Raw genomic sequence first — 19916 nt, 5'->3', positions numbered from 1 at the left:
CAGGATGGCGTTGATGGCCGACTGCTCGAGGCAGTGCCGCCCCGCCGACTTGCCGGCGAAGATCCTGAGCGCGCCTTCGGGCGCTTCGTCGAGCAGCTCGGAGGCGGTCAGCTGATCGTAGACGACCACGTCGGCGCGACGGAGCCAGCGCAGGCCGCGGAGCGTGATGAGCTCCGGGTCGCCGGGGCCGGCGCCAACCAGGACGACGCGCCCGCTAGACACCGAGCCGCTCCCGGAGACGCGTCCGCGCTTCGGTCGTCCTTCCCGCCGCGACGAGGCTTCGGAGTTTGCCGTCGAGAGCCTGCCGCCAGCGCTCGGCGTCGAGCGACACGCCGCCCTCGCGGAGCGCGCGCCGCACGTCGGCCATGACCTCCGTGAGCAGCACGACGTCCCTCGGCAGGAGCGCGTCCAGGTCTTCGCGCAGGAGGCGGGCAAGGGCGGGGCTCTGGCCGCCGGTGGACACGGCCACGGTCACCGCCCCGCGGCGGAGCACCGAGGGCAGGATGAAGTCGCAGCGCGCGGGATCGTCGGCGCAGTTCACCCAGATGCCGCGCTCCCGGCACTCGGCGGCCACCGCCGCGTTCACGGCACGATCGTCGGTGGCGACCATGACAAGGATGAAGCCCGCCGCGTCACCTGCCGCGTACTCGCGCGGCCGCCAGCGCAGCGGCGCCTCGGTCGCCAGCCGGAGGAGCGCCGGCGTCAGCGACGGGCTGACGACCGTGACGCGCGCGCCCGCCTCGGCGAGGCCCGCGGCCTTGCGCTCCGCGACGTCGCCGCCGCCGACGACAAGGCAGGGGCGGCCGACCAAGTCCAGGCTTATCGGGTAATAGCCCATCAGCGCCCCGGGGCCATCTCCTCTCGCATCGCCGCGGGCACAATCGAGGCGGCGGGAGCCGCGCGCTTGCGATAGGTCAACTGCAGCGCCATGCCCGTAAACACCAGGCCGCCGACGATGTTCCCCAACGTGACCGGGATCTGGTTCCACAGCCACCATTCGCGCGCGCTCACGCCGGCGCCCATCAGCATGCCGGCGGGAATGGCGAACATGTTGACCACGGAATGCTCGAAACCCTGGGCGAAGAAGGTCAGGATGGGCAGCCACATGGCTGCGATCTTCCCTGCGGTGGACTGCGAGGTGAGCGCCATCACAACGCCCAGCGTCACCATCCAGTTGCAGAGGATGGCCTTGGCCACGGCGACGGCGGCACCGTGGGCGCCCAGCTTCGCGTAGCCCAGCGTTTTCGCCTCGGCCACGGCGATCAGCTGGCGCGCCATCTCGGAGTCGGGCGCCACCGTGAGTGTGAAGAGCCAGGCGTAGAACAGGCTGCCGGCCAGGTTGCCCACGAAGACCAGCCCCCAGTTGCCCAGGAGCTCGCCGAGGCCGATGCGCCGCTCGCGGAGCGCGAGGGGAAGCACGGCGAAGTTGCCGGTGACCAGCTCGAGCCCCAGCAGCACGATCATGACGAAACCCACCGGGAAGACCAGCGCGCCCACGAGTCCCACGCGCGTCTGCAGCGTGGCCGTGAACGCCAGGGTAGTCGCGAAACCCAGGAGGGCCCCCGAGAGGAATCCCCGCACGAGCAGGTCCCTCGGGGCGAGCCGGGCCTTGGTGGCCCCGGCCTGCACCATTTGCTCGAGCACCGCATCCGGCTTCACGTATGACATCCGCGTGGCTCCTTTCTCGAGTCGATTGAGGCTATTCCTGGATGGTGAACCCCGACCCTTGGGGCACGAGGCGGTGGTAGTGGCTCGAGCTGCTCGGGCGTCGGGACGGCCGCCGGGGCGGGCTGAAGCAGCCGGATCTGGCGCCTCACCTTGGCGAATTCGCCGAAGCGGACCAGCCCCTCGAGCACCTGCGGCAGCTCGTCGCACGGCACGCTCTCGAGCATCTTGACGCCTTGGGTCGCCTCGGGGCCCGAGGAGCCTCCGATGAAAATGTCCACCGCGTCGACCACCTTCCCGTCCACCTTGGTCTTCGTGCCCAAGAGCCCGATGTCGGCGACCGTGTGGTTGCCGCAGCCGGCCGGGCAGCCCGACCAGTGGATCCGCACGGACTTGGTCGCGGGCACCTTGGACTCCAGCCCCTTGGCGATCTTGAGCGCCCGGGTCTTGGTCTCGATCACCGCCAGGTTGCAGAACTCGATGCCGGTGCAGCTGACCAGCCCCCGCAGCACGCCGGACGGGTCGTAGCGGAACTTCTTGACCAGCGGCTCGACGGTGAGGTTCCCCACCTTGGCGTCAGGCACGTGGGGAATGATCACGTTCTGGTCCACGGTCAATCGCACCTCGCCGGAGCCGTACTCCTCGGACAGGCGCGCCAATTCGGCGAGCTGGTCGCCGGTCACCCGCCCGACCGGGACGAGGAGGCCGACGTAGTTCAGCCCGGGCTGCTTCTGGCGGAAGACCCCGACGTGATCGGTCGATTGGGCGAGACGCTGGTCCGCGCCTGCCTTCTCGAGCCGCCGCCCGACCCGCGCTTCCACCATCTCGCGGAACCGGGCCTCGCCCCAGGCCTCGAGCAGGAACGCCAGCCGCACCTTGTTGCGCGCTTCGCGGGAGCCGTGGTCGCGAAAGACAAGCACGATGGCGGAGCACACCTCCGCCGCTTCTTCGGGGCGCACGAACACGTCGAGCGGCGAGGCCACGCGGTAGCCGCCGGAGCCGTTCTTGCCCCCGACCAGCACGTTGAAACCCTTCACCTCTTCCAGCCCGATGCTCTTCAGGGACGGCACCAGGGCTATGTCCTGGGTCTCGGCGTGCGTGCAGTTTTCCCGGCAGCCGGTGATGCCGACGTTGAACTTGCGCGGGAGGTTGGTGTAGGTCTTGCTGCCCACGAACATGGCGGTGAATGCGCGGACCGCCGGCGAGGCGTCGAGGAGCTCGCTGGGCGTGAGGCCGAACGCCGGGCAGCCGATGATGTTGCGGATATTGTCCATGCCCGTCTGGAGGGTGACGAGCCCGACGTCCAGCAGCTGGTCCAGAATGTCCGGCACGTCGCCAATCCGGATCCATCGCAGCTGCACCTGCTGCCGCGTGGTGATGTCGGCGAGGCCGCGGCCGACCCGGTTGGCGATGGCGGCGATCGTGCGGAGCTGGGCCGCGTTGGCGACACCGTTGGGGATGCGAAGGCGCATCATGAAGTAGCCGGGTGTCTGCTTCCGGAGGAACACACCCCACCACTTCAGACGGTCGACGTCGCCTTCCTCGATGGCCTCGACTCCGAGCCGGGCATAGCGCGGAATGTCGGCGCCCACATCGAGCCCGTCCTTCTGCCCCTTCAGCTCCTCGATCTTGTTCATGGCCCTCCCTGACGACTGAAAAAAAAGGCGCCGTCCGCGATGGACAGGCGCCGTTGCCTACTCACCCGGCCCCAGTGGGCCAAGTGTTCTTTCAGACCGTTACGCTCAGGGGAAGCAACCCTCGTACCAACTTCCGCCTATGATGCGCAAGTGCAGGGAAAGCATGACGGGAAGGGATCCTCGACGCCGTCGGGCCTGGTGAGAGAGGCAGGCGTGGCTGCTGAATGACCAAGCAGGAGGAGGAAACTGCTCAGTCAGAAGGCGGTGGCGCCGCCGACGGACAGGGCGATCCGGCCGCCCGCGTGTCCCGGTTGGCTGCCTGCGACTACTTAATAGCCCCGGCCGTGAGGCCGGAGACGTAGTAGTCGAGGAAGAAGACGTAGAGGATGACGATGGGCACGGAGCCCAGGATGGCGCCCGCCATGAGCTCGCCCCAGTAGTAGATGTCTCCCCGGATCAGCTCGCTTGTGACCCCCACGCTGGCGGTGATCTGGTCGGAGGACGAGGTGAAGGTCAATGCGTAGATGAACTCGTTCCACGACAGCGTGAAGGCGAAGAGCGTGGCGCAGACGAGGCCGGGGACCGCGATGGGCAGCACGATGCGCCAGAGTGCCTGGATGCGCGTCGCCCCATCGACCATGGCGCACTCCTCGACCTCCTTCGGGACGGTGCGGAAGTACCCCATGAGGAGCCAGGTGCAGAACGGCACCAGGAACGTGGGGTACGTCAGCACGAGCGCCCATTTGGAGTCGCCCAGCCCGACCCAGTTCACGACCTGCGCCAGCGGCAGGAAGAGGAGCGTCGTGGGCACGAGATACGTCACGAAGATGCCCGTGCCGAAGGTGCTCACGCCGAAGAACTTGAGCCGGGCCAGCGCATAGGCTGCGACGGTCCCGATGGCCACGGACGCGGTCGTGGCGAGTATGGTCACGAGCAGGCTGTTCTTGGTCCAGGTGAGGAACTCGGTCTCCCAGATCAGCTTGCTGTAGTGCTCGAGCGTCGGGGCCTGGCGGATGATGAGCGGCACGGCGTGCCGGTCGTAGAGCTCCTTGTCCTGCTTCAGCGAGGTCAGCGTCATGTGGTAGAAGGGGAACAGCGCGAACACGAGGAAGGGCAGGAGCGCCAAATGCCGCATCGTCTTGCTGAGCAGAGGGCGCTTCGCCACCGCCATCAGTAGGCCTGCTTCCGCACGAAGCGCAGCTGCGCCCACACCACGAAGACCAGCAGCGGGAAGAGATAGAGCGAGACCGCCGCGCCCTCGCCGATGCGCCCGGTGTCGATCCCCAGCACGCGCGACAGCGTCGCGAAGAGGTGGGTGGAGTTGATGGGTCCGCCGCGGGTCAGCACATAGACGATGTTGAAGTCGCTGAACGTGAAAATGGTGGAGAAGAGCACGACGACGGCGAGGACCGGCTTGAGCAAGGGCAGGGTGATGTGCCAGAAGCGGGCGTTGGCATTGGCGCCGTCGGCCTCGGCCGCCTCGTACAGCTCCTTCGGGATGGCAACGAGCGCGGCCAGGATGCTGATGGCGAAGAAGGGCAGGCCGCGCCAGATGTTGACCGTGATCACCGCGGCCATGGCGTAGTACCTCTGGCCGAGCCAGTTGGGCCCCGGCGGGTCCATGAGCCCGATCGCGATGCCGGTCCAGTTGACCACGCTGTAGAGCGAGTTGAACATCCACCACCAGCCCAGCGTCGACAGCGCGGTCGGGATGACCCAGGGCAGGAGCACCGCGCCGCGGATCATCCGCTTGAACCAAAGCTGCTCGTTGAGCAGGAGCGCCAGGGTGATGCCCATCACGATCTTGAAGAAGACCGCGACGCCGGTGAATACGAAGGCGTTCTGGAAGGTCTGGCGGAAGGCGTCGCTGTCCCACAGCCGGACGAAGTTCCTGATGCCGATGAACTCGCTCGGCCGGCCGATGAAGGCGTTGGAGAGAGAGAAATACACCGCCATCACGAAGGGATAGGCGACCAGGAGGAGCAGCAGGAGCAGGGCCGGTGTCACGAACACCGGCCCCAGGATCCGCTCTCGATCGAGCCAGCCGCTCACGCGCGCGGTTCCGCGCGGGCGGCCGCGCGAAACAGGAATCTCGTCGGCTCTAATCGCCATGCTAGCCGATTACCATATCCGTTCGCCTCGTTGCTCTCGTGGTCGCCTCGCCTGCGGCTGCGGTTCCCCCAACGGGCTGCGGCTCACCCAGCAAGGACCTTCTTCATCTCGGTCTCGGCCCAGGCGATCGAGTCCTTCGTCGAGGTGCCGGTCACCGCCTTGGCGATCATGTTGGGCAAGAGGTAGGTGTTGGTAATGAGCTGGACCTTGTCCGAGGGCGGCGCCGGCCACCCGTAGGTGTGGTACTGCACGCCCTCGCCCCTGAGGGCGGCGTACTTGGGGTCGGTCCGGAGCACCGGGTGGTCTTGCAGCTTCTCGTAGGTCGGCAGGTTGAAGGCATCCCCGGACATGATGTACTCGTCGTAGACCTCGCGCTTGCCGAGCAGGTAGCGGATCCACTCCTTGGCCGGCTCGACATTCTTCGAGAACTTCCAGATGCCGATGTGGCGCGGCGTGTCGGTCTCATGGCGGCCGGAGGGCCCGCCCAAGCTCCGGTGATGATTGATGCCGTCGGCGGTGACGAGCTTGCGCTGCTTGGCCACGATGTAGGCGCTGACCGGATTATGAATCCAACCCGCCTTGCCCTGCTGGATCGATTCGTTGTTGCTGGCGTCCGACCACGAGAGCACTTCGGGCTCCATGCAGTCGCGGAACATCTTCTTGTACCACTCGATCATCTGGACGGTGGCCGGTGAGTTGATGCGAACGGTCTTGCCGTCCTTGTCCACCTCCATGCCCCCGAACGACCACAGCACGGGTCCCGCCGTCGAGATCGAATCGTAGTTCTGGCTGATGGGGATGCCGACCGGATGCCCCATCTTCTTGAGCTCCTTGCCGACCGTGTAGAGGTCCTCCCAGGTGTCGGGGACCTTGAGGCTCGCCTGCTTGAACAGGTCCTCCCGATAGGTGGCGACGAACATGCCGTGATACTGGGGCACGGCGCGCCAGACTCCGTTCACGTGCGCCCCCTCGTACGAGGAGCCGAGCGCTTTGCCGTACTTCTTCTCGAGCTCGGTCACGACGTCCGAGACGTCGACCAGCTGGGGCTCGTACAACCACGGGAAATGCATCCGCATCTCGACGAGGTCGTGGCCCGCCTGGGTCTGCACCTCGGAGGCGTACTTGGACTGCTGCGGGCCCATGTGCGAGACATGATCGATCTTGAGCTTGATGCCCGTGTCCTTGGTGAAGCGCTGGCCGATCTCGGCCAGCTTTTTGTCCGAATTGGGGGCGAAGTTGTTCCAGCAGAGATAGGAAATCTCCCGCTGCTGGCCTCGCGCGGGCGGCACGCCCGCGGCAAGGATGCCCGCAATACCGGCGCTGGTGGTCAGGAACTGGCGGCGACTGACTCGATTCATGTGTTCCTCCTTCTCGTCGTTGAGAGCGGCCGAGCGACCCCCGCGCGTGACCGCGGAGGCCGCCCCAAACCCCGGAACCGTGTGTACGCCCGCCGGCTCAGTGGCCGAGCGGAACGATCTGGCCCGCGGCGTCAAAGCCGAGCGGCCTTGCCTCCCCCAGAATCTCGAGGGCGGGATGCTTCCTGATGTCGGGGAGGTAGGCCTCGGAGCACTCGATCTCCCCGATCATGAGCGTGTTCTTGATCCGGATGACCCGCGCCTGCTCAGGCTTCGTCAGCCCGATGCAGTTGAGCGCGCTGTCGACGGCCTCGCGGTCCGAGTCGAACGTGAGCGGGAGCTTGGCGCCGTTGGGGGCGCAGGCCGTGAGGCAGTTGATGGCGGTCTTCTTCCAGTCGATCTTCTCGGCCAGCCGCCGCGTGGTGAAGTCCGCGTTGCCGATGCCGGTGGCGTTGCCGCCGCTGTCTTCCGTCAGGTCGAGCGCGACGATCCAGAGGATCTTCGGGTCGTTCGGGAAGGGCTCGTGGGGGTTCGACGGGCGCCCGATGATGTTGGTGTCCATGCCGGAGCCGGAGATATTCTTGCCGATCTCTTCCACCACGAGCACGTCGATCGGCGAGAACGGCAGCCGCGCCATCCACTCGCGGGCGTCCTTGAGCAGCCGCCGCTCGCCCGCCTCGATGTCTTCCGCGTTGAAGGCTTCGACCTTGGCTGTCTCGTCGTAGCCGTTCTCGACAACGCCGAGGCCGAACCCGATCCGCGCCTTGGCGAGCATTTCGCGCCCCACCGCGGTGATGACCGTCTCGTAGCCGTGGCTGACGTTGGCGCGATGGTACTGGGTCGCGCCGTGGTACTTGCCGAGCCCGATCGTCATCATCTTGAAGAGGCCGGACTCGATGGAGCCCTTGAAGTCCGTGTGCGGCTTGACGCGGTTGACGACGCCGATCCAATCGGCCTCGGAGGCGATCCTGTCGCACCAGACGGGCAGGCCGAGGGCCAGGCCGGCCTGGACGACGTCCATGCTGGCCCTGAGCGGGCAGCCCATGGTCGCCTCCGTGATACCGTAGTGCGCCAGGATCTCGAGCTGTCCCTCCGCCGTGGCGCCGCCGTGGCTGCCCATGGCGGGGAAGACGAAAGGCTTCGCGCCGAGCTCCTTCAGATGGTCCACCACGGCCCGGACGATGACCGCGATATTGGCGATGCCGCGGCTGCCGGCACCGACAGCCACGGTGTCTCCGCGCTTGACGGGCAGCCGGGCCTCGGCCATGGCAGTCCGCACCCCGGCGGGGATGTCGGCCAAGCGCTGGCGGTGGAGGGACTGCCTCACCCGGTACATACTGGGCAGCGGCATGGCGGGATGATACTGGCGGCCCCGGACCCTGTCAACGTCCTTGACTTTGGCGGACTCTGACCGTAAAACTGGGGCCCAATTGGACTGAACCTCTTGGCACAGAACCCCCTCTCGACGCACATTTCTAGCCTGATCCGCCGCGCCGCGGCGCCCTGCGCGCTCGCCCTCGCGGTGGGCCTGGGCGGCTGCGCGACCATCGAGGACATGTTCCGCCAAAAGCCCCAGGCGCTCCTGCCCGCGGGCGACCTCTACCAGGCGGGCGAGCAGGAGATGAGCAAGAAGAACTACGCGGCGGCGCGGGCCAATTTCCAGAAGATCGTCGAGCGCCACCCGCAGTCGAACAACGCCGCGAAGGCGCGCTTCCTCATCGGCGAAACGTACTTTCGCGAGGGCACGTTCGACAAGGCGATCAAGGAGTTCGAGGGCTTCATGTCGTTCTACCCGCGTCTCGAGATCTCCGACCTCGTCCAGTTCCGCCTGGCCATGAGCTACTACGACCAGATGAAGCCCGTCGAGCAGGACCAGGGCCTGACGGTCAAGGCGATGGAGCAGTTCAGGAAGCTGGTGCGCGAGTACCCCGACAGCCGCTACGCCTCCGATGCTCTGGCCAAGATCGACATCTGCCGCGGCCGTCTCGCCCAGAAGGAGCTCTGGGTGGCGGCGTACTACCTCGAGAACGAGAACAACCCCGTCGCCGCGCGCCAGCGGCTTGAGGGCGTCCTCAAGGACTATCCGCGCAGCCTGATCGTTCCGGAGGCGCTCTACCGGCTGGCCGACATCAACGCGCGCGAGGGCCGGACCGAGGAGGCGCAGCAGATGTTCAGGAAGCTGGCCGACGAGTACGCCTACACCGAGTGGGGACGCCGGGCGAGCCAACGGCTGCGGACGGCGGCCTCGAACTAGCCATGCACGACATCGTGGATCTCCGCTCCGACACGCTGACGCTGCCGACGCCGGCCATGCGCGAGGCCATGGCGCGCGCCGAGGTCGGCGACGACGTGTGGGAGGAGGACCCAACCGTCCAGCGCCTCGAGGATCTGGCCGCTCGCCTCACGGGCAAGGAGGCGGCGCTCTTCGTCTCTTCCGGCACCCAGGGCAACCTGGTCTCCGTGCTCGCGCAGACGCGCCACGGCCAGGAGATCGTCCTCGACCGCGATTCGCACATCTTCAACTATGAGGGCGCGAGCGCCGCAGTGTTCGGCGGCGTGCAGACCCTGCCGATCGCGACCGAGCGGGGCTTCCTCACCGCCGGCCAGGTCCGCGACAGCGTGCGGCCGAGCAAGATCCACATCCCCGCGACCGGTCTCGTCTGCCTCGAGAACACGCACAACCGCCACGGCGGCACCTGCTGCACGCCCGAGGAGATCGCCGACGTCGCGGCGGCAGCGCGCGCCCACGGCGTCCCGGTGCATCTCGACGGCGCGCGCATCTTCAACGCCGCGGTGGCGCTCGGCCGGCCGGTCGCCGACTTCGCGCGGACCGTCGACTCGATCACCTTCTGCCTGTCCAAGGGCCTGGCGGCGCCGGTCGGCTCTCTCGTTTGCGGGTCCCGCGACTTCATCGCGCGATCCCGTCGCGTGAGAAAGATGCTGGGCGGCGGGATGCGCCAGGTGGGCGTGCTCGCCGCAGCCGGGCTCATCGCGCTCGAGAGCATGGTGGACCGGCTCGCCGAGGACCACGCCAACGCGAGAGCGCTGGCCGGCGGCCTCGCCCGGATGCCGCGGGTGCGGCTCGACCTGGGCAATGTCCAGACCAACATCGTCATCTTCCACGTGGACCGAGAGGGCGGGTCGGCCGAGCTCGCCGCCGGCTGCCTGGCCCGCAAGGTCAAGATCCACCAGATCGGGCCCGGCGCCATCCGGTGCGTGACCCACAAGGACGTCGACCGGGAGGACATCGACCGCGCCCTCGACGCGTTCCGCGAAATCACGAAGCCCTGGTAACGGGAGCCCACACGATATGGCCGAGCGCCTGCTAGACGTCAAGAACCTCAAGACGTACTTCTTCACCGACGAGGGCATCGTTCGCGCCGTGGACGGCGTGGACCTGTACATCGAGAAGGGAGAGACCCTCGGGGTCGTGGGCGAGTCCGGCTGCGGCAAGTCCGTGACCGCGCTCAGCATCATGAAGCTGATACCGCAGCCCCCGGGCAAGATCATCGAGGGCGAAATCCTCTACAACGGCACGAACCTCGTGGACCTGCCCGCCCGCCAGATGCGGAAGATCCGCGGCAAAGAAATCTCGATGATCTTCCAGGAACCGATGACGTCGCTCAACCCGGTCTTCACCTGTGGCGAGCAGATCGCCGAGGCCTTGAGGCTTCACGAGGGGCTGGGCAGGCGGGCGGCCATGGACAAGACGGTCGAGATGCTGAAGCTCGTGCACATCCCCAACGCCGAGCGCCGCGTGAAGGAATACCCGCACCAGCTCTCGGGCGGCATGCGCCAGCGCATCATGATCGCCATGGCGCTGTCCTGCAATCCCAAGCTCCTCATCGCCGACGAGCCCACGACGGCGCTCGACGTCACCATCCAGGCCCAGATCCTCGAGCTGCTGAACGAGCTCAAGAGCAAGCTCAAGATGGCGGTCATGCTGATCACCCACGACATGGGCGTCATCGCCGAGACCGCCCAGCGCGTCGTGGTCATGTACGCGGCCAAGGTGGCCGAGGAGGCCTCGGTCGCGGACCTCTTCAAGGAGCCGCTGCACCCCTACACGCAGGGGCTGCTCCGCTCCATCCCGCGAATCGACCTGGCCGCGACGGAGCGGCGCCGGCTGGAGACGATTCAGGGGACGGTGCCCACGCTCCGGGGTGAGATCGCCCCGGGCTGCCGCTTCGCGCCGCGCTGCCCCTTCGTGAAGTCGGTGTGCACCGAGAAGGATCCCGTCATCAAGGAAGTGAAGCCCGGGCACAAGGTCGCCTGCTGGCTTTACTAGAGGAAAACCATGGCTGAGACACCGCTCCTCGAGGTCAAGAACCTCAAGAAGTACTTCCCGATCCGCGGCGGGCTCTTCTCCCGGGAGGTCGCGCGCGTCCACGCCGTGGACGACGTCTCGTTCACGATCCAGAAGGGCGAGACGCTGGGCCTCGTGGGCGAGTCCGGCTGCGGCAAGTCCACGACGGGGCGCTGCATCCTGCGCCTGATCGAGCCCACGTCGGGCGAGGTCACCTTCGAGGGACAGAACGTCACGGCGCTCGACAAGCGGTCGCTCCGCCATCTGCGGCGCGACATGCAGATCATCTTCCAGGACCCCTACGCCTCGCTCAACCCGCGCATGACGGTTGGCTCGATCGTCGGCGAGGCGATCGTGATCCACAAGCTCGCCAAGACCCGCAAGGAGCGCGAGGAGCGCGTCGTTCACCTCCTCGAGACGGTCGGGCTCAGCTCCGACCACCTGCGCCGCTACCCGCACGAGTTCTCCGGCGGCCAGCGGCAGCGCATCGGCATCGCCCGGGCCCTGGCCGTCAGCCCCAAGCTCATCGTCGCCGACGAGCCGGTCTCGGCGCTCGACGTGTCGATCCAGGCGCAGGTCATCAACCTGCTGGAGGACCTCCAGAAGCAGTTCAACCTGACGTACCTCTTCATCGCCCACGACCTCTCCGTGGTCGAGCACATCTCGACGCGCGTGGCTGTCATGTACCTGGGCAAGATCGTCGAGATCGCGCCGGCCAAGGAGCTGTACAACAACCCGACGCACCCCTACACCGAGGCGCTCCTCTCCGCGGTGCCGATCCCCGATCCGGCGGTCAAGCGCAAGCGCATCCTGCTCGAGGGCGACGTACCGAGCCCGATCAATCCTCCTTCCGGATGCCGCTTCCACACGCGCTGCCCTATCCGTGTGCCGGCCTGCTCCGAGCACGAGCAGGTGCTGAAGCAGATCTCGCCCGGTCACTGGGTCGCGTGCCAGGTCCGCGCGTAACTCCCGGCCGCTCGACCCGAGTTCCCGCGAAATTGATCCGATGATCGAGTGGTCGGGCGTCTTCCATATCATGGCGACGCCGTTCACGGACGGCGGCGAGCTCGACGCCTCAGGGATGCCGCGTCTCGTCGAAGCCGCCCTCGCCACGGGCATCACCGGCGTCACCCTACTCGGTATCGCCGGCGAGGCCCACCGCCTCACCGACGAGGAGCGGCGGCGCGTGGTCGAGGGCGTCGTCAAGGAGGTGCGCGGCCGCGTGCCGGTCGTGGTGGGCGTCTCCGCCTCGGGCACGCATCTCGCGACCTCCTTCACCCGCATGGCCCAGGAGCACGGGGCCGACGGGCTTATGGTCGCCCCGCCGACGGGCCTCAAGAACCTCGACGCGGTGGCCGAGTACTACCGGACAGTGGCGGACGCGGCCGCAGTCCCGCTCGTGCTCCAGGACGAGCCCGTCACGACCCAGGTGACGATGCCAGCGGCTTTCATGGCCCGCCTGTACGGAGAGATCCCCGCGATCGAGGCGGTCAAGCTCGAGGAGGCGCCGACCTTGCCCAAGATCACGCGGCTGCGTGAGCTCCTCTCGCGGCGCGTGGCGATATTCGGGGGGCTCGGGGGCGTCTACTTCTTCGAGGAGCTATCGCGCGGGGCCGACGGCGCCATGACCGGCTTCCCCTACCCGGAGGCGCTCAAGGCAATCCGCGATCACTTCGTCGCCGGCCGCCGCGACGAGGCCCGGGCGCTCTTCTACCGCTGGCTGCCGCTCATCCGCTACGAGAGCCAGCCGGGCTCAACGCCCGGCACGGCCGTCGGCATCAGGAAGGAGATCCTCCGCCGCCGCGGTTGGATCGACTCGTCGCGCGTCCGCCCGCCGGCGCCGGCCCTGGACGCGGGCACGCTGGACGAGCTCGGCGAGATCCTCCGCGCCGTCGGAGCCTGAGCCCTCCCAAAGCTCCAGGTCGGTGACGTCGGGATCTTCTACCAGCGCGTTGGGCCGACGCGCCCGCCGTCGCTCGTCCTCCTCATGGGCTGGGGCGGCGATCACACCGCCTGGTCCTTCCAGGTGCCCGCGCTCGCCGCCGAATTCGACGTGATCGCGCTCGATAACCGCGGCGCCGGACAGAGCGACGCCCCGGATACGCGCTACACGATCCCGGGAATGGCCGACGACGTGGTGGGCCTGATGGACCAACTCGGCGTGCGGAACGCGCACGTCTGCAGCGCGTCGATGGGCGGGATGATCGCCCAGGAGCTGGCGCTCCGGCACCCCGAGGGCGTCCTCTCGCTCCAGCTCCAATGCACCACCTCCGGCGTGGACCGCTACGGCCGGCTCGTGATCGACAACTTCCTGCGCGTGAAGGCCCGCGGCGACACGGAGGAGTTCGCCCACTTCTCCCTGCCCTGGCTGCTGAGCCGGAAGACGTTCGCCGAGCGGCCCGACTTCGTGGAGACGTGGATCCTGCGGGCCCTCGAGTACCCCTTCTCCACGAGTCTCACCGGGCTCAGCCGCCAGGGTGAGGCCATCCGCGCCCACGACACGCGCGACCGCTTGGCCTCCCTTCGCGTGCCGACCCTGATCACGACGGGCACGGAGGACATCCTCGTGCCGCCGTCGGCGTCGGAGGATCTTCACGCCCTGATCCCGGGGTCTGAACTCGCCAAGATCCCGGACGCGGGCCACATGCACTTCATCGAGCAGGCCGCCACCTTCAACAACCTCTGCCTGGATTTCCTCCGCAAGCACAGCCCCTGATCGGCGGCTCAAAAACGTCCGCCTCCGGCGTCACTGGCGCCCTCGGGGCCGGGCCGTCGAGAAGGGTCCAGATGCGAGGCAGCGCCCGAAGTCCGCACGCGAGGCGTACTCCTGTACGTTGAGCGTGCGGACGAGGGCGCCAACGAAGCAGATGGGCCCTTATCGGCGGCCCGGGTGCTCTGGACGAGCTCCGTCAGAACCTGGCCGGCCACAGCCTAGAACTCCTGCGTCAGCGCGTCCGAGCCCGCGAGCGCGCGCATCTGCTGGTCTACCGCAGTCCCCTGGAAGTTCTTCGCGCGCTCGCCGGCGCGCGCGTTGGGGTCGAGGAGGATCTGGAGCGTCTTGTTGAGCGCGTCCTGCGAGGAGGGGTCGAGCGCCTGTGCGGCGGCCGGGCCCGCGGCCGCGAGGGCGAGCAGCGCCCCCAGAAGGGCGAACCTGGGCCGGATCACTCCCAGAGGTAGCTGGTGGGGTTGACCGACTGGCCCTTGACCTGGATCTCGTAGTGGAGGTGCGGGCCCGAAGAGCGCCCGGTATTGCCGGTCATCGCGATGACGTCTCCGCGCTGCACCTTCTGGTTCACGGCGACGCTGAGCTTGGCGAGGTGACCGTAGAGCGACTTCGTCTCGTTGCCGTGGTCGATGATCAGCGTCTGGCCGTACTCCTGGTGCGTGCCGGCGAAGACCACGGTGCCGGGCGCAGGCGACTTGACGAGCGCGCCGATCGGAGCGCCGATGTCGAGCCCGCTGTGGAACTCCGACTTGGCCGACCAGGGCGAGGTGCGGCCGCCGAAACCCGAGTTGACGGGGCCGCGCACGGGCCACCGAGACGGCAGCGCCGCCAGCACGCGGGTGGCGCGGCCGAGGAAGCGCTCGAGGGCGCGGAGGTTGTCGCCCTCTTCCTTGACGATGCCCGTCAGGCGCTCGAGCTCGTTGCCGATGGCGGCGCGCTCGGGAGTCTCGGCAGAGCGCGACGGGCCCGTGCCACCCCCGATGCCCGCGCTTCGCTTGCTGGCGCCATCCTCGGGACCGAAGGGCTCCCAGATCTTGGCGTGCAGCTCGCGCCAGCCGTCGATCTCGGTGCGGATCTGCCACATCTTCGTCTGCGAGACGTCGATCATCTCCTGCTGCTCCACGACGCGCGCACTGAGCTCGTTCAGCGACGCGCGCTGGCTGCGCAGCGTGAGGTAGTCCTTGTAGATGACGGTGACGGAGGCGGGCACGGCCAGGAAGAGACCCAGGACCGTCAGAATCAGCCACCGCGGAAGGGTCAGCCGGGCGATGCGTCGCCCGTCGCCGTGGACCACCAGGAGGTTGAACTCGCGCCGCGCCGGCATAACCCTCAGCGCTTGATCGGCACGACCGAGAAGTCCCGCGTCGGCACGGTCTCGGCGTTGGGATTGGCCTTCGTCATGCGGCAGTGGCCCTCGAACAGCACGCCCTCCTCCACGACCACCACCGGCGCCTCGACGTCACCGAAGACGCGGGCGGTGCGCTTGAGCTCCACGCGCTCCGCCCCGAGAATATTCCCCACCACCTCGCCGCTCACCAGCACCTGCCCGGCGCGGATGTCACCGTTGATGACCCCCTTGTCGCCGATGATCAGCGTGTCGGTGGTCGAGATCTCACCCTTGAACCGCCCGTTCAGCATGACCGTCCCGCTGAACGTGTACCGCCCCTCGATCTCCGAGCCCTCGTCGATGAAGGCCGTGAGACCGTTGCTGCCCGCCGGCTTCCGCCTGCGCTTGAACATGGTCGGCCCCCGTGTGGGGAATCCGCCCCCTTACCGCTGCGTCGTGACAGCGCGAGCCCCATCGACCAAATGGACGGGCCGCGGCCCCACCGCGGCCTCGTCACCCTTGCTCTTGACGACGTTGCCGTTGAAGACGCCACCCTTGGAGATCACGAGCGAGTCCGTCTCGATGTTCCCGGTGACTCGGCCGGTCTCGGCGATCTCTACGTTACCCGTGGCGACCATGTTGCCCTCGTACACGCCCATGATGACGGCGTCCACGGTCTGGACATTGGCGCTGACGACCCCCTTCTCGCCGATGACCAGCTTGCCGCCTACGGACAGCTCACCTCCCACCTCGCACTCGATCTGGATCGAGTCGGTGATCTCGAACTTGCCCTCGAGCTTCGCCGAGGCGCCGACGATGGTCAGCAGCGGCCCGGCGTTGGCCTTGGGACCGGCCGCGCTCTCCTGGGACACGAACGTCGCCTGCGGCTTGTTGCTGCTCCGTCCAAACATCACCGCCTCCTCAACGTGCTGCGGCCGCCGCTGCCCTGCCCCCCGGTGGCCTCGGCGGCCGGACTCGGAGAGGCGGAACACGTTCTCGATCGGGCGCGACGGGAAGGGTGTTAGACGCTCCCGGCCTTGCCGGGTCACGGGCGTTGTAGCACGCGCTCTTTGTGGGTGTCAACCCCGGATTTCCCGACGCGCCCAATGCGAGCTATCTACGCGCCAGCAGGCCCTTTCTTGACACTTTGCGAGCCTCCGAAGTATCATTTGGCCATTCCGACACCCGCCATGGACGACTTCTACCGGATAAAGCGCCTTCCGCCCTACGTCTTCGCCATCGTCAACGACCTCAAGACCAAGGCTCGGGCGAAGGGGCAGGACATCATCGATCTCGGCATGGGCAACCCCGACCTGGGCACGCCCAAGCACATCGTGGACAAGCTAATCGAGGCGGCCCAGAACCCAAAGAATCACCGCTACTCGGCCTCTCGCGGCATCACGCGCCTCCGCAAGGCCATTACCACCTGGTACCGGGACCACTACGGCGTGGAGATCGACCCCGAGACCGAGGCCATCGCCACGATAGGGGCCAAGGAGGGCATGGCCCACCTCGCGCTCGCCGTCCTCCAGCCGGGCGACGGGGTGCTGGTGCCGAACCCGACCTACCCCATCCACTCCTACTCGGTGGTGATCGCCGACGGGGACCTGCGCTCCGTGCCGCTGGTGCCGGGCGAGGACTTCTTCGCGCGCCTGCAGGAGGCCGCGCGCCTGTCCTGGCCCAAGGCCAAGCTCCTCATCCTCTCCTTCCCGCACAATCCGACCACGATGTGCGTGGACCGCGACTTCTTCGCCAGGGTGGTGGACTTCGCCAAGGAGCACACGCTCATGGTTGTCCACGACTTCGCCTACGCCGACTTCGCCTTCGACGGCTACAGGCCCCCCTCCTTCCTCGAGGTCCCGGGAGCCAAAGAGGTCGGGGTCGAGATCTTCTCGCTGTCGAAGTCGTACAACATGCCGGGCTGGCGAATGGGCTTCGTGTGCGGCAACCCGCGCATGGTTCACGCGCTGGCCAGGATCAAGTCGTATCTCGACTACGGCGCCTTCCAGCCCATCCAGATCGCCGCCATCATCGCCCTCGAGGGAGACCAGAAGTGCGTGGCGGACATCGTCGAGGTCCACCGCAAGCGCCGCGACGTCCTGGTGGACGGGCTCAACAAGCTCGGCTGGTCTGTGCCGAAGCCGCAAGCGACCATGTTCGTCTGGGCGCCCATCCCGGAGTCGTTCCGGTCCATGGGCTCGCTCGAGTTCTCCAAGATGCTCATCCAGGAGTGCAAGGTGGCGGTCTCCCCGGGCATCGGCTTCGGCGAGTACGGCGAGGGTTATGTCCGTTTCGCCCTCGTCGAGAACGAGCAGCGCATCAAGCAGGCCCTCCGCGGCCTTAAGACCCTCTCGGCCCGCTGACGGCGCCGGCGCGCAGCGGGCGGCGGCGACTCACGGGTCCTTTAGGATCGAAATCACGATTGGCATGAACGAGATCAAGATCGGCCTCCTCGGCCTCGGCACGGTCGGCAGCGGCGTCGTCAAAGTCCTCCAGACCCACGGCGCCGAGATGCAGGAGCGCGCCGGGTGCCGGCTGACCTTGCACGTCATCGCTGACGCCGACATGACGCGCCAGCGCGAGGGGCTAGACCTCAAGCGCCTCCCGCTCGTCCCGGACGCCGGGCGGGTGCTCGACGACCCCGCGGTCCAGGTCGTCATCGAGCTCGTGGGCGGGCTCGAGCCGGCGCGCACCTTCATCCTCAAGGCCCTCGACGCGGGCAAGCACGTGGTCACCGCCAACAAGGCGCTGCTGGCCCACCACGGCCCCGAGATCTTCGAGGCGGCGCGCCGCAACCGCGTCATGCTGGGCTTCGAGGCGGCCGTGGCGGGGGGCGTCCCGCTCATCCGCGCCGTCAAGGACGGGCTGACGGCGAATCGCGTGCTCTCGGTCTTCGGCATCGTCAACGGCACCTGCAACTACATCCTTTCGAAGATGGCCGACGAGGGGCTCGACTTCTCGGTCGTTCTCAAGGAGGCGCAGGCGCACGGCTACGCCGAGTCCGAGCCCACGCTCGACATCGAGGGCATGGACTCGGCCCACAAGCTCCAGATCCTGGCGACGATCGCGTTCCGCACCGCCGTGGACCTCAAAGACATCCACACGGAAGGCATCACGGCGATCACCCAGCAGGACGTCGAGAACGCGGCCGAGCTTGGCTATCGAATCAAGCTCCTGGCCATCGCCAAAGCCGCCGACGGCGCGCTCGAGGCCCGCGTGCATCCGACCATGATCCCGGCGGGGTCGCCGATGGCCGCGGTGTCGGGCGTCTTCAACGCCGTCTTCATCACCGGCGACAATGTCGGCAACCTGATGTTCTACGGCCGGGGCGCGGGGCAGCTGCCCACCGCGTCGGCGGTCTGGTCGGACACGCTCGAGATCGCCCGGCGAGTCGCCCACGGCATCCCGGCCATGGAGGGCGACCTGCCCTCGATCAGCGAGCGGCCGCTGCCGCTCCGGCGTATGGAGGACATCCGGTCGTCCTACTATCTGCGCGTCATGGCGATGGACCGGCCCGGTGTCCTCGCGCAGGTAGCCGGCATCCTGGGGCAGCACGACATCTCGCTCGTCTCGGTGCTCCAGAAGGAGCGCGCCCACGGCGAGGCGGTGCCGGTGGTGATGATGACCCACGAGGCGCGGGAGCGGGACATGCGCGCGGCGCTGGCGGCCATCGACAAGCTGCCGGTGGTGGCGACGCGCACCACCATGATCCGCGTGGAGCCGGCATGAACGCGTGGCCCGGCGTCATCGAGCGCTACCGGCAGTTCCTGCCGGTGTCGCCGAGCACCCCGGTGGTCACGCTCCACGAAGGCAACACGCCGCTCATCCCCGCCCCGCGGCTCGCGGAAGCCACCGACCCGAGCCTGCGGATCTTCCTCAAGTGCGAGGGCTTCAACCCGACGGGCTCCTTCAAGGACCGCGGGATGACCGTGGCCATCTCCAAGGCCGTGGAAGCCGGCTCGCGGGCGGTCATCTGCGCCTCGACCGGCAACACCTCGGCCTCGGCCGCAGCCTACGCCGCGCGGGCCGGCATTCGCGCCTTCGTCATGGTGCCCAAGGGCGCGGTCGCCATCGGCAAGCTCTCGCAGGCCGCCATCCATGGCGCGACGGTGCTCGTGGTGGACGGCAACTTCGACCAGGCGTTGTCGATCGTCACCCAGATAGCCGAGCGCCACCCGGTCACGCTCGTCAACAGCCTGAATCCCTTCCGCCTCGAGGGGCAGAAGACGGGCGCGTTCGAGGTCGTGGACCAGCTCGGGCGCGCGCCCGACTACCACCTGATCCCCGTGGGCAACGCGGGCAACATCTCGGCCTACTGGCGGGGCTACCGGGAATACCACCGGGCGGGCATCGCCAAGGAGCTGCCGAAGATGGTCGGCTTCCAGGCCGCGGGCGCGGCGCCGATCGTGGAAGACCGGGTCATCCTCGAGCCCAAGACGCTCGCCACCGCCATCCGCATCGGCAACCCCGCCTCGTGGGGGCTCGCCAAGGAGGCGCTCCACGACTCGCAGGGATGGATCGACGCCGTCACCGACGAGGAAATCGTCCGCGGGTATCGCCTGCTGGCCCGCGAAGAAGGCATCTTCATGGAGCCCGCCTCGTGCGCGACGGTCGCCGGCCTGGCCAAGATGGTCAAGGCCGGGCGCTTCGAGCCCGGCTCCACGATCGTTCTCACCCTCACGGGGCACGGGCTCAAGGACCCGGACACGGCGCTGGAGTCCGCGACCCGGCCGGTGAGCGTTCCCGCGCGGCTCGACGCGGTCCTCGCCCAGCTCGGGCTCTAGCCGCT

21 protein-coding genes are annotated in these 19916 nt (G+C 67.9%); 9 read left to right on the top strand and 12 right to left on the bottom strand.

The window, feature by feature from the left end; translation table 11 throughout:
- The 8 genes from VGV06_06300 to VGV06_06265 all read right to left on the bottom strand — a co-directional run.
- Nucleotides 1–222 (bottom strand): SAM-dependent methyltransferase (locus VGV06_06300; protein ID HEV2054771.1); only part of this gene is annotated, 222 nt, incomplete at its 3' end.
- The gene (locus VGV06_06295; protein HEV2054770.1) at nucleotides 215–838 is read right to left on the bottom strand and encodes a bifunctional precorrin-2 dehydrogenase/sirohydrochlorin ferrochelatase; all 624 of its coding nucleotides are present in this window, start codon (nucleotides 836–838) and stop codon (nucleotides 215–217) included. The genes VGV06_06295 and VGV06_06300, both read right to left, overlap by 8 nt.
- The gene (locus tag VGV06_06290) at nucleotides 838–1668 is read right to left on the bottom strand and encodes a formate/nitrite transporter family protein (protein ID HEV2054769.1); all 831 of its coding nucleotides are present in this window, start codon (nucleotides 1666–1668) and stop codon (nucleotides 838–840) included. The genes VGV06_06295 and VGV06_06290 overlap by 1 nt, the downstream gene beginning before the upstream one ends.
- Nucleotides 1656–3302: a ferredoxin--nitrite reductase gene (locus VGV06_06285; protein HEV2054768.1), complete on the bottom strand. Its 1647-nt coding sequence runs from the start codon at nucleotides 3300–3302 to the stop codon at nucleotides 1656–1658. The genes VGV06_06290 and VGV06_06285 overlap by 13 nt, the downstream gene beginning before the upstream one ends.
- Before the next feature lie 325 nt (nucleotides 3303–3627).
- Complete coding sequence (locus VGV06_06280) at nucleotides 3628–4473, bottom strand: carbohydrate ABC transporter permease (protein ID HEV2054767.1); 846 nt, start codon at nucleotides 4471–4473, stop codon at nucleotides 3628–3630.
- Nucleotides 4473–5414 (bottom strand): sugar ABC transporter permease, encoded by a 942-nt coding sequence (locus VGV06_06275; protein HEV2054766.1) that lies wholly within the window; start codon nucleotides 5412–5414, stop codon nucleotides 4473–4475. The genes VGV06_06280 and VGV06_06275 overlap by 1 nt, the downstream gene beginning before the upstream one ends.
- An 83-nt stretch (nucleotides 5415–5497) precedes the next feature.
- Nucleotides 5498–6772, bottom strand: a complete 1275-nt coding sequence (locus VGV06_06270) for an ABC transporter substrate-binding protein (protein HEV2054765.1) — start codon at nucleotides 6770–6772, stop codon at nucleotides 5498–5500.
- Between the two features lie 97 nt (nucleotides 6773–6869).
- A complete protein-coding gene (locus VGV06_06265; protein HEV2054764.1) occupies nucleotides 6870–8120 on the bottom strand; it encodes a [Fe-S]-binding protein in 1251 nt (416 codons plus the stop codon).
- A gap of 93 nt (nucleotides 8121–8213) precedes the next feature.
- Here VGV06_06265 and VGV06_06260 point away from each other — a divergent pair, with 93 nt between their 5' ends.
- From VGV06_06260 to VGV06_06235, 6 genes are read left to right on the top strand one after another with little or no spacing between them, the layout of a single operon-like run.
- Nucleotides 8214–9023, top strand: a complete 810-nt coding sequence (locus tag VGV06_06260; protein HEV2054763.1) for an outer membrane protein assembly factor BamD — start codon at nucleotides 8214–8216, stop codon at nucleotides 9021–9023.
- Nucleotides 9024–9025: 2 nt separating this feature from the next.
- Nucleotides 9026–10063 (top strand): low-specificity L-threonine aldolase, encoded by a 1038-nt coding sequence (ltaE, locus tag VGV06_06255; GenBank protein ID HEV2054762.1) that lies wholly within the window; start codon nucleotides 9026–9028, stop codon nucleotides 10061–10063.
- A gap of 16 nt (nucleotides 10064–10079) precedes the next feature.
- Nucleotides 10080–11057 carry an ABC transporter ATP-binding protein gene (locus VGV06_06250; protein HEV2054761.1) on the top strand — a complete coding sequence of 326 codons (978 nt, stop codon included), beginning with the start codon at nucleotides 10080–10082 and terminating at the stop codon, nucleotides 11055–11057.
- A 9-nt stretch (nucleotides 11058–11066) separates the two neighbouring features.
- Entirely contained in the window at nucleotides 11067–12041 is a 975-nt protein-coding gene (locus VGV06_06245; GenBank protein ID HEV2054760.1) for a dipeptide ABC transporter ATP-binding protein, read from the top strand.
- Nucleotides 12042–12081: 40 nt separating this feature from the next.
- A complete protein-coding gene (locus VGV06_06240; protein ID HEV2054759.1) occupies nucleotides 12082–12978 on the top strand; it encodes a dihydrodipicolinate synthase family protein in 897 nt (298 codons plus the stop codon).
- A gap of 33 nt (nucleotides 12979–13011) precedes the next feature.
- Nucleotides 13012–13791 (top strand): alpha/beta fold hydrolase, encoded by a 780-nt coding sequence (locus VGV06_06235; protein ID HEV2054758.1) that lies wholly within the window; start codon nucleotides 13012–13014, stop codon nucleotides 13789–13791.
- A gap of 215 nt (nucleotides 13792–14006) precedes the next feature.
- Here the strand turns inward: VGV06_06235 and VGV06_06230 are convergent, their stop codons facing one another.
- Genes VGV06_06230 through VGV06_06215 form a run of 4 tightly spaced genes read right to left on the bottom strand, consistent with a single transcriptional unit; the run spans nucleotide 14007 to nucleotide 16038 of the window.
- Entirely contained in the window at nucleotides 14007–14240 is a 234-nt protein-coding gene (locus VGV06_06230; protein HEV2054757.1) for a hypothetical protein, read from the bottom strand.
- On the bottom strand, nucleotides 14237–15124 hold the full coding sequence (locus VGV06_06225) for a M23 family metallopeptidase (protein ID HEV2054756.1): 888 nt from the start codon (nucleotides 15122–15124) through the stop codon (nucleotides 14237–14239). The genes VGV06_06230 and VGV06_06225 overlap by 4 nt, the downstream gene beginning before the upstream one ends.
- Nucleotides 15125–15129: 5 nt before the next feature.
- On the bottom strand, nucleotides 15130–15540 hold the full coding sequence (locus VGV06_06220) for a polymer-forming cytoskeletal protein (protein ID HEV2054755.1): 411 nt from the start codon (nucleotides 15538–15540) through the stop codon (nucleotides 15130–15132).
- A 30-nt stretch (nucleotides 15541–15570) separates the two neighbouring features.
- Entirely contained in the window at nucleotides 15571–16038 is a 468-nt protein-coding gene (locus tag VGV06_06215; protein ID HEV2054754.1) for a polymer-forming cytoskeletal protein, read from the bottom strand.
- Between the two features lie 279 nt (nucleotides 16039–16317).
- Here VGV06_06215 and alaC point away from each other — a divergent pair, with 279 nt between their 5' ends.
- From alaC to thrC, 3 genes are all read left to right on the top strand, one after another.
- Entirely contained in the window at nucleotides 16318–17490 is a 1173-nt protein-coding gene (alaC, locus tag VGV06_06210) for an alanine transaminase (protein HEV2054753.1), read from the top strand.
- 64 nt (nucleotides 17491–17554) lie between these two features.
- Nucleotides 17555–18856, top strand: a complete 1302-nt coding sequence (locus VGV06_06205; GenBank protein ID HEV2054752.1) for a homoserine dehydrogenase — start codon at nucleotides 17555–17557, stop codon at nucleotides 18854–18856.
- Nucleotides 18853–19911, top strand: a complete 1059-nt coding sequence (gene thrC, locus VGV06_06200) for a threonine synthase (protein HEV2054751.1) — start codon at nucleotides 18853–18855, stop codon at nucleotides 19909–19911. The genes VGV06_06205 and thrC overlap by 4 nt, the downstream gene beginning before the upstream one ends.
- Nucleotides 19912–19916: the final 5 nt, after the last annotated feature.

This window comes from Candidatus Methylomirabilota bacterium (assembly GCA_035936835.1).
Taxonomy (GTDB): domain Bacteria; phylum Methylomirabilota; class Methylomirabilia; order Rokubacteriales; family CSP1-6; genus AR37.
This window is presented reverse-complemented; position numbering and strand designations above follow the sequence as displayed.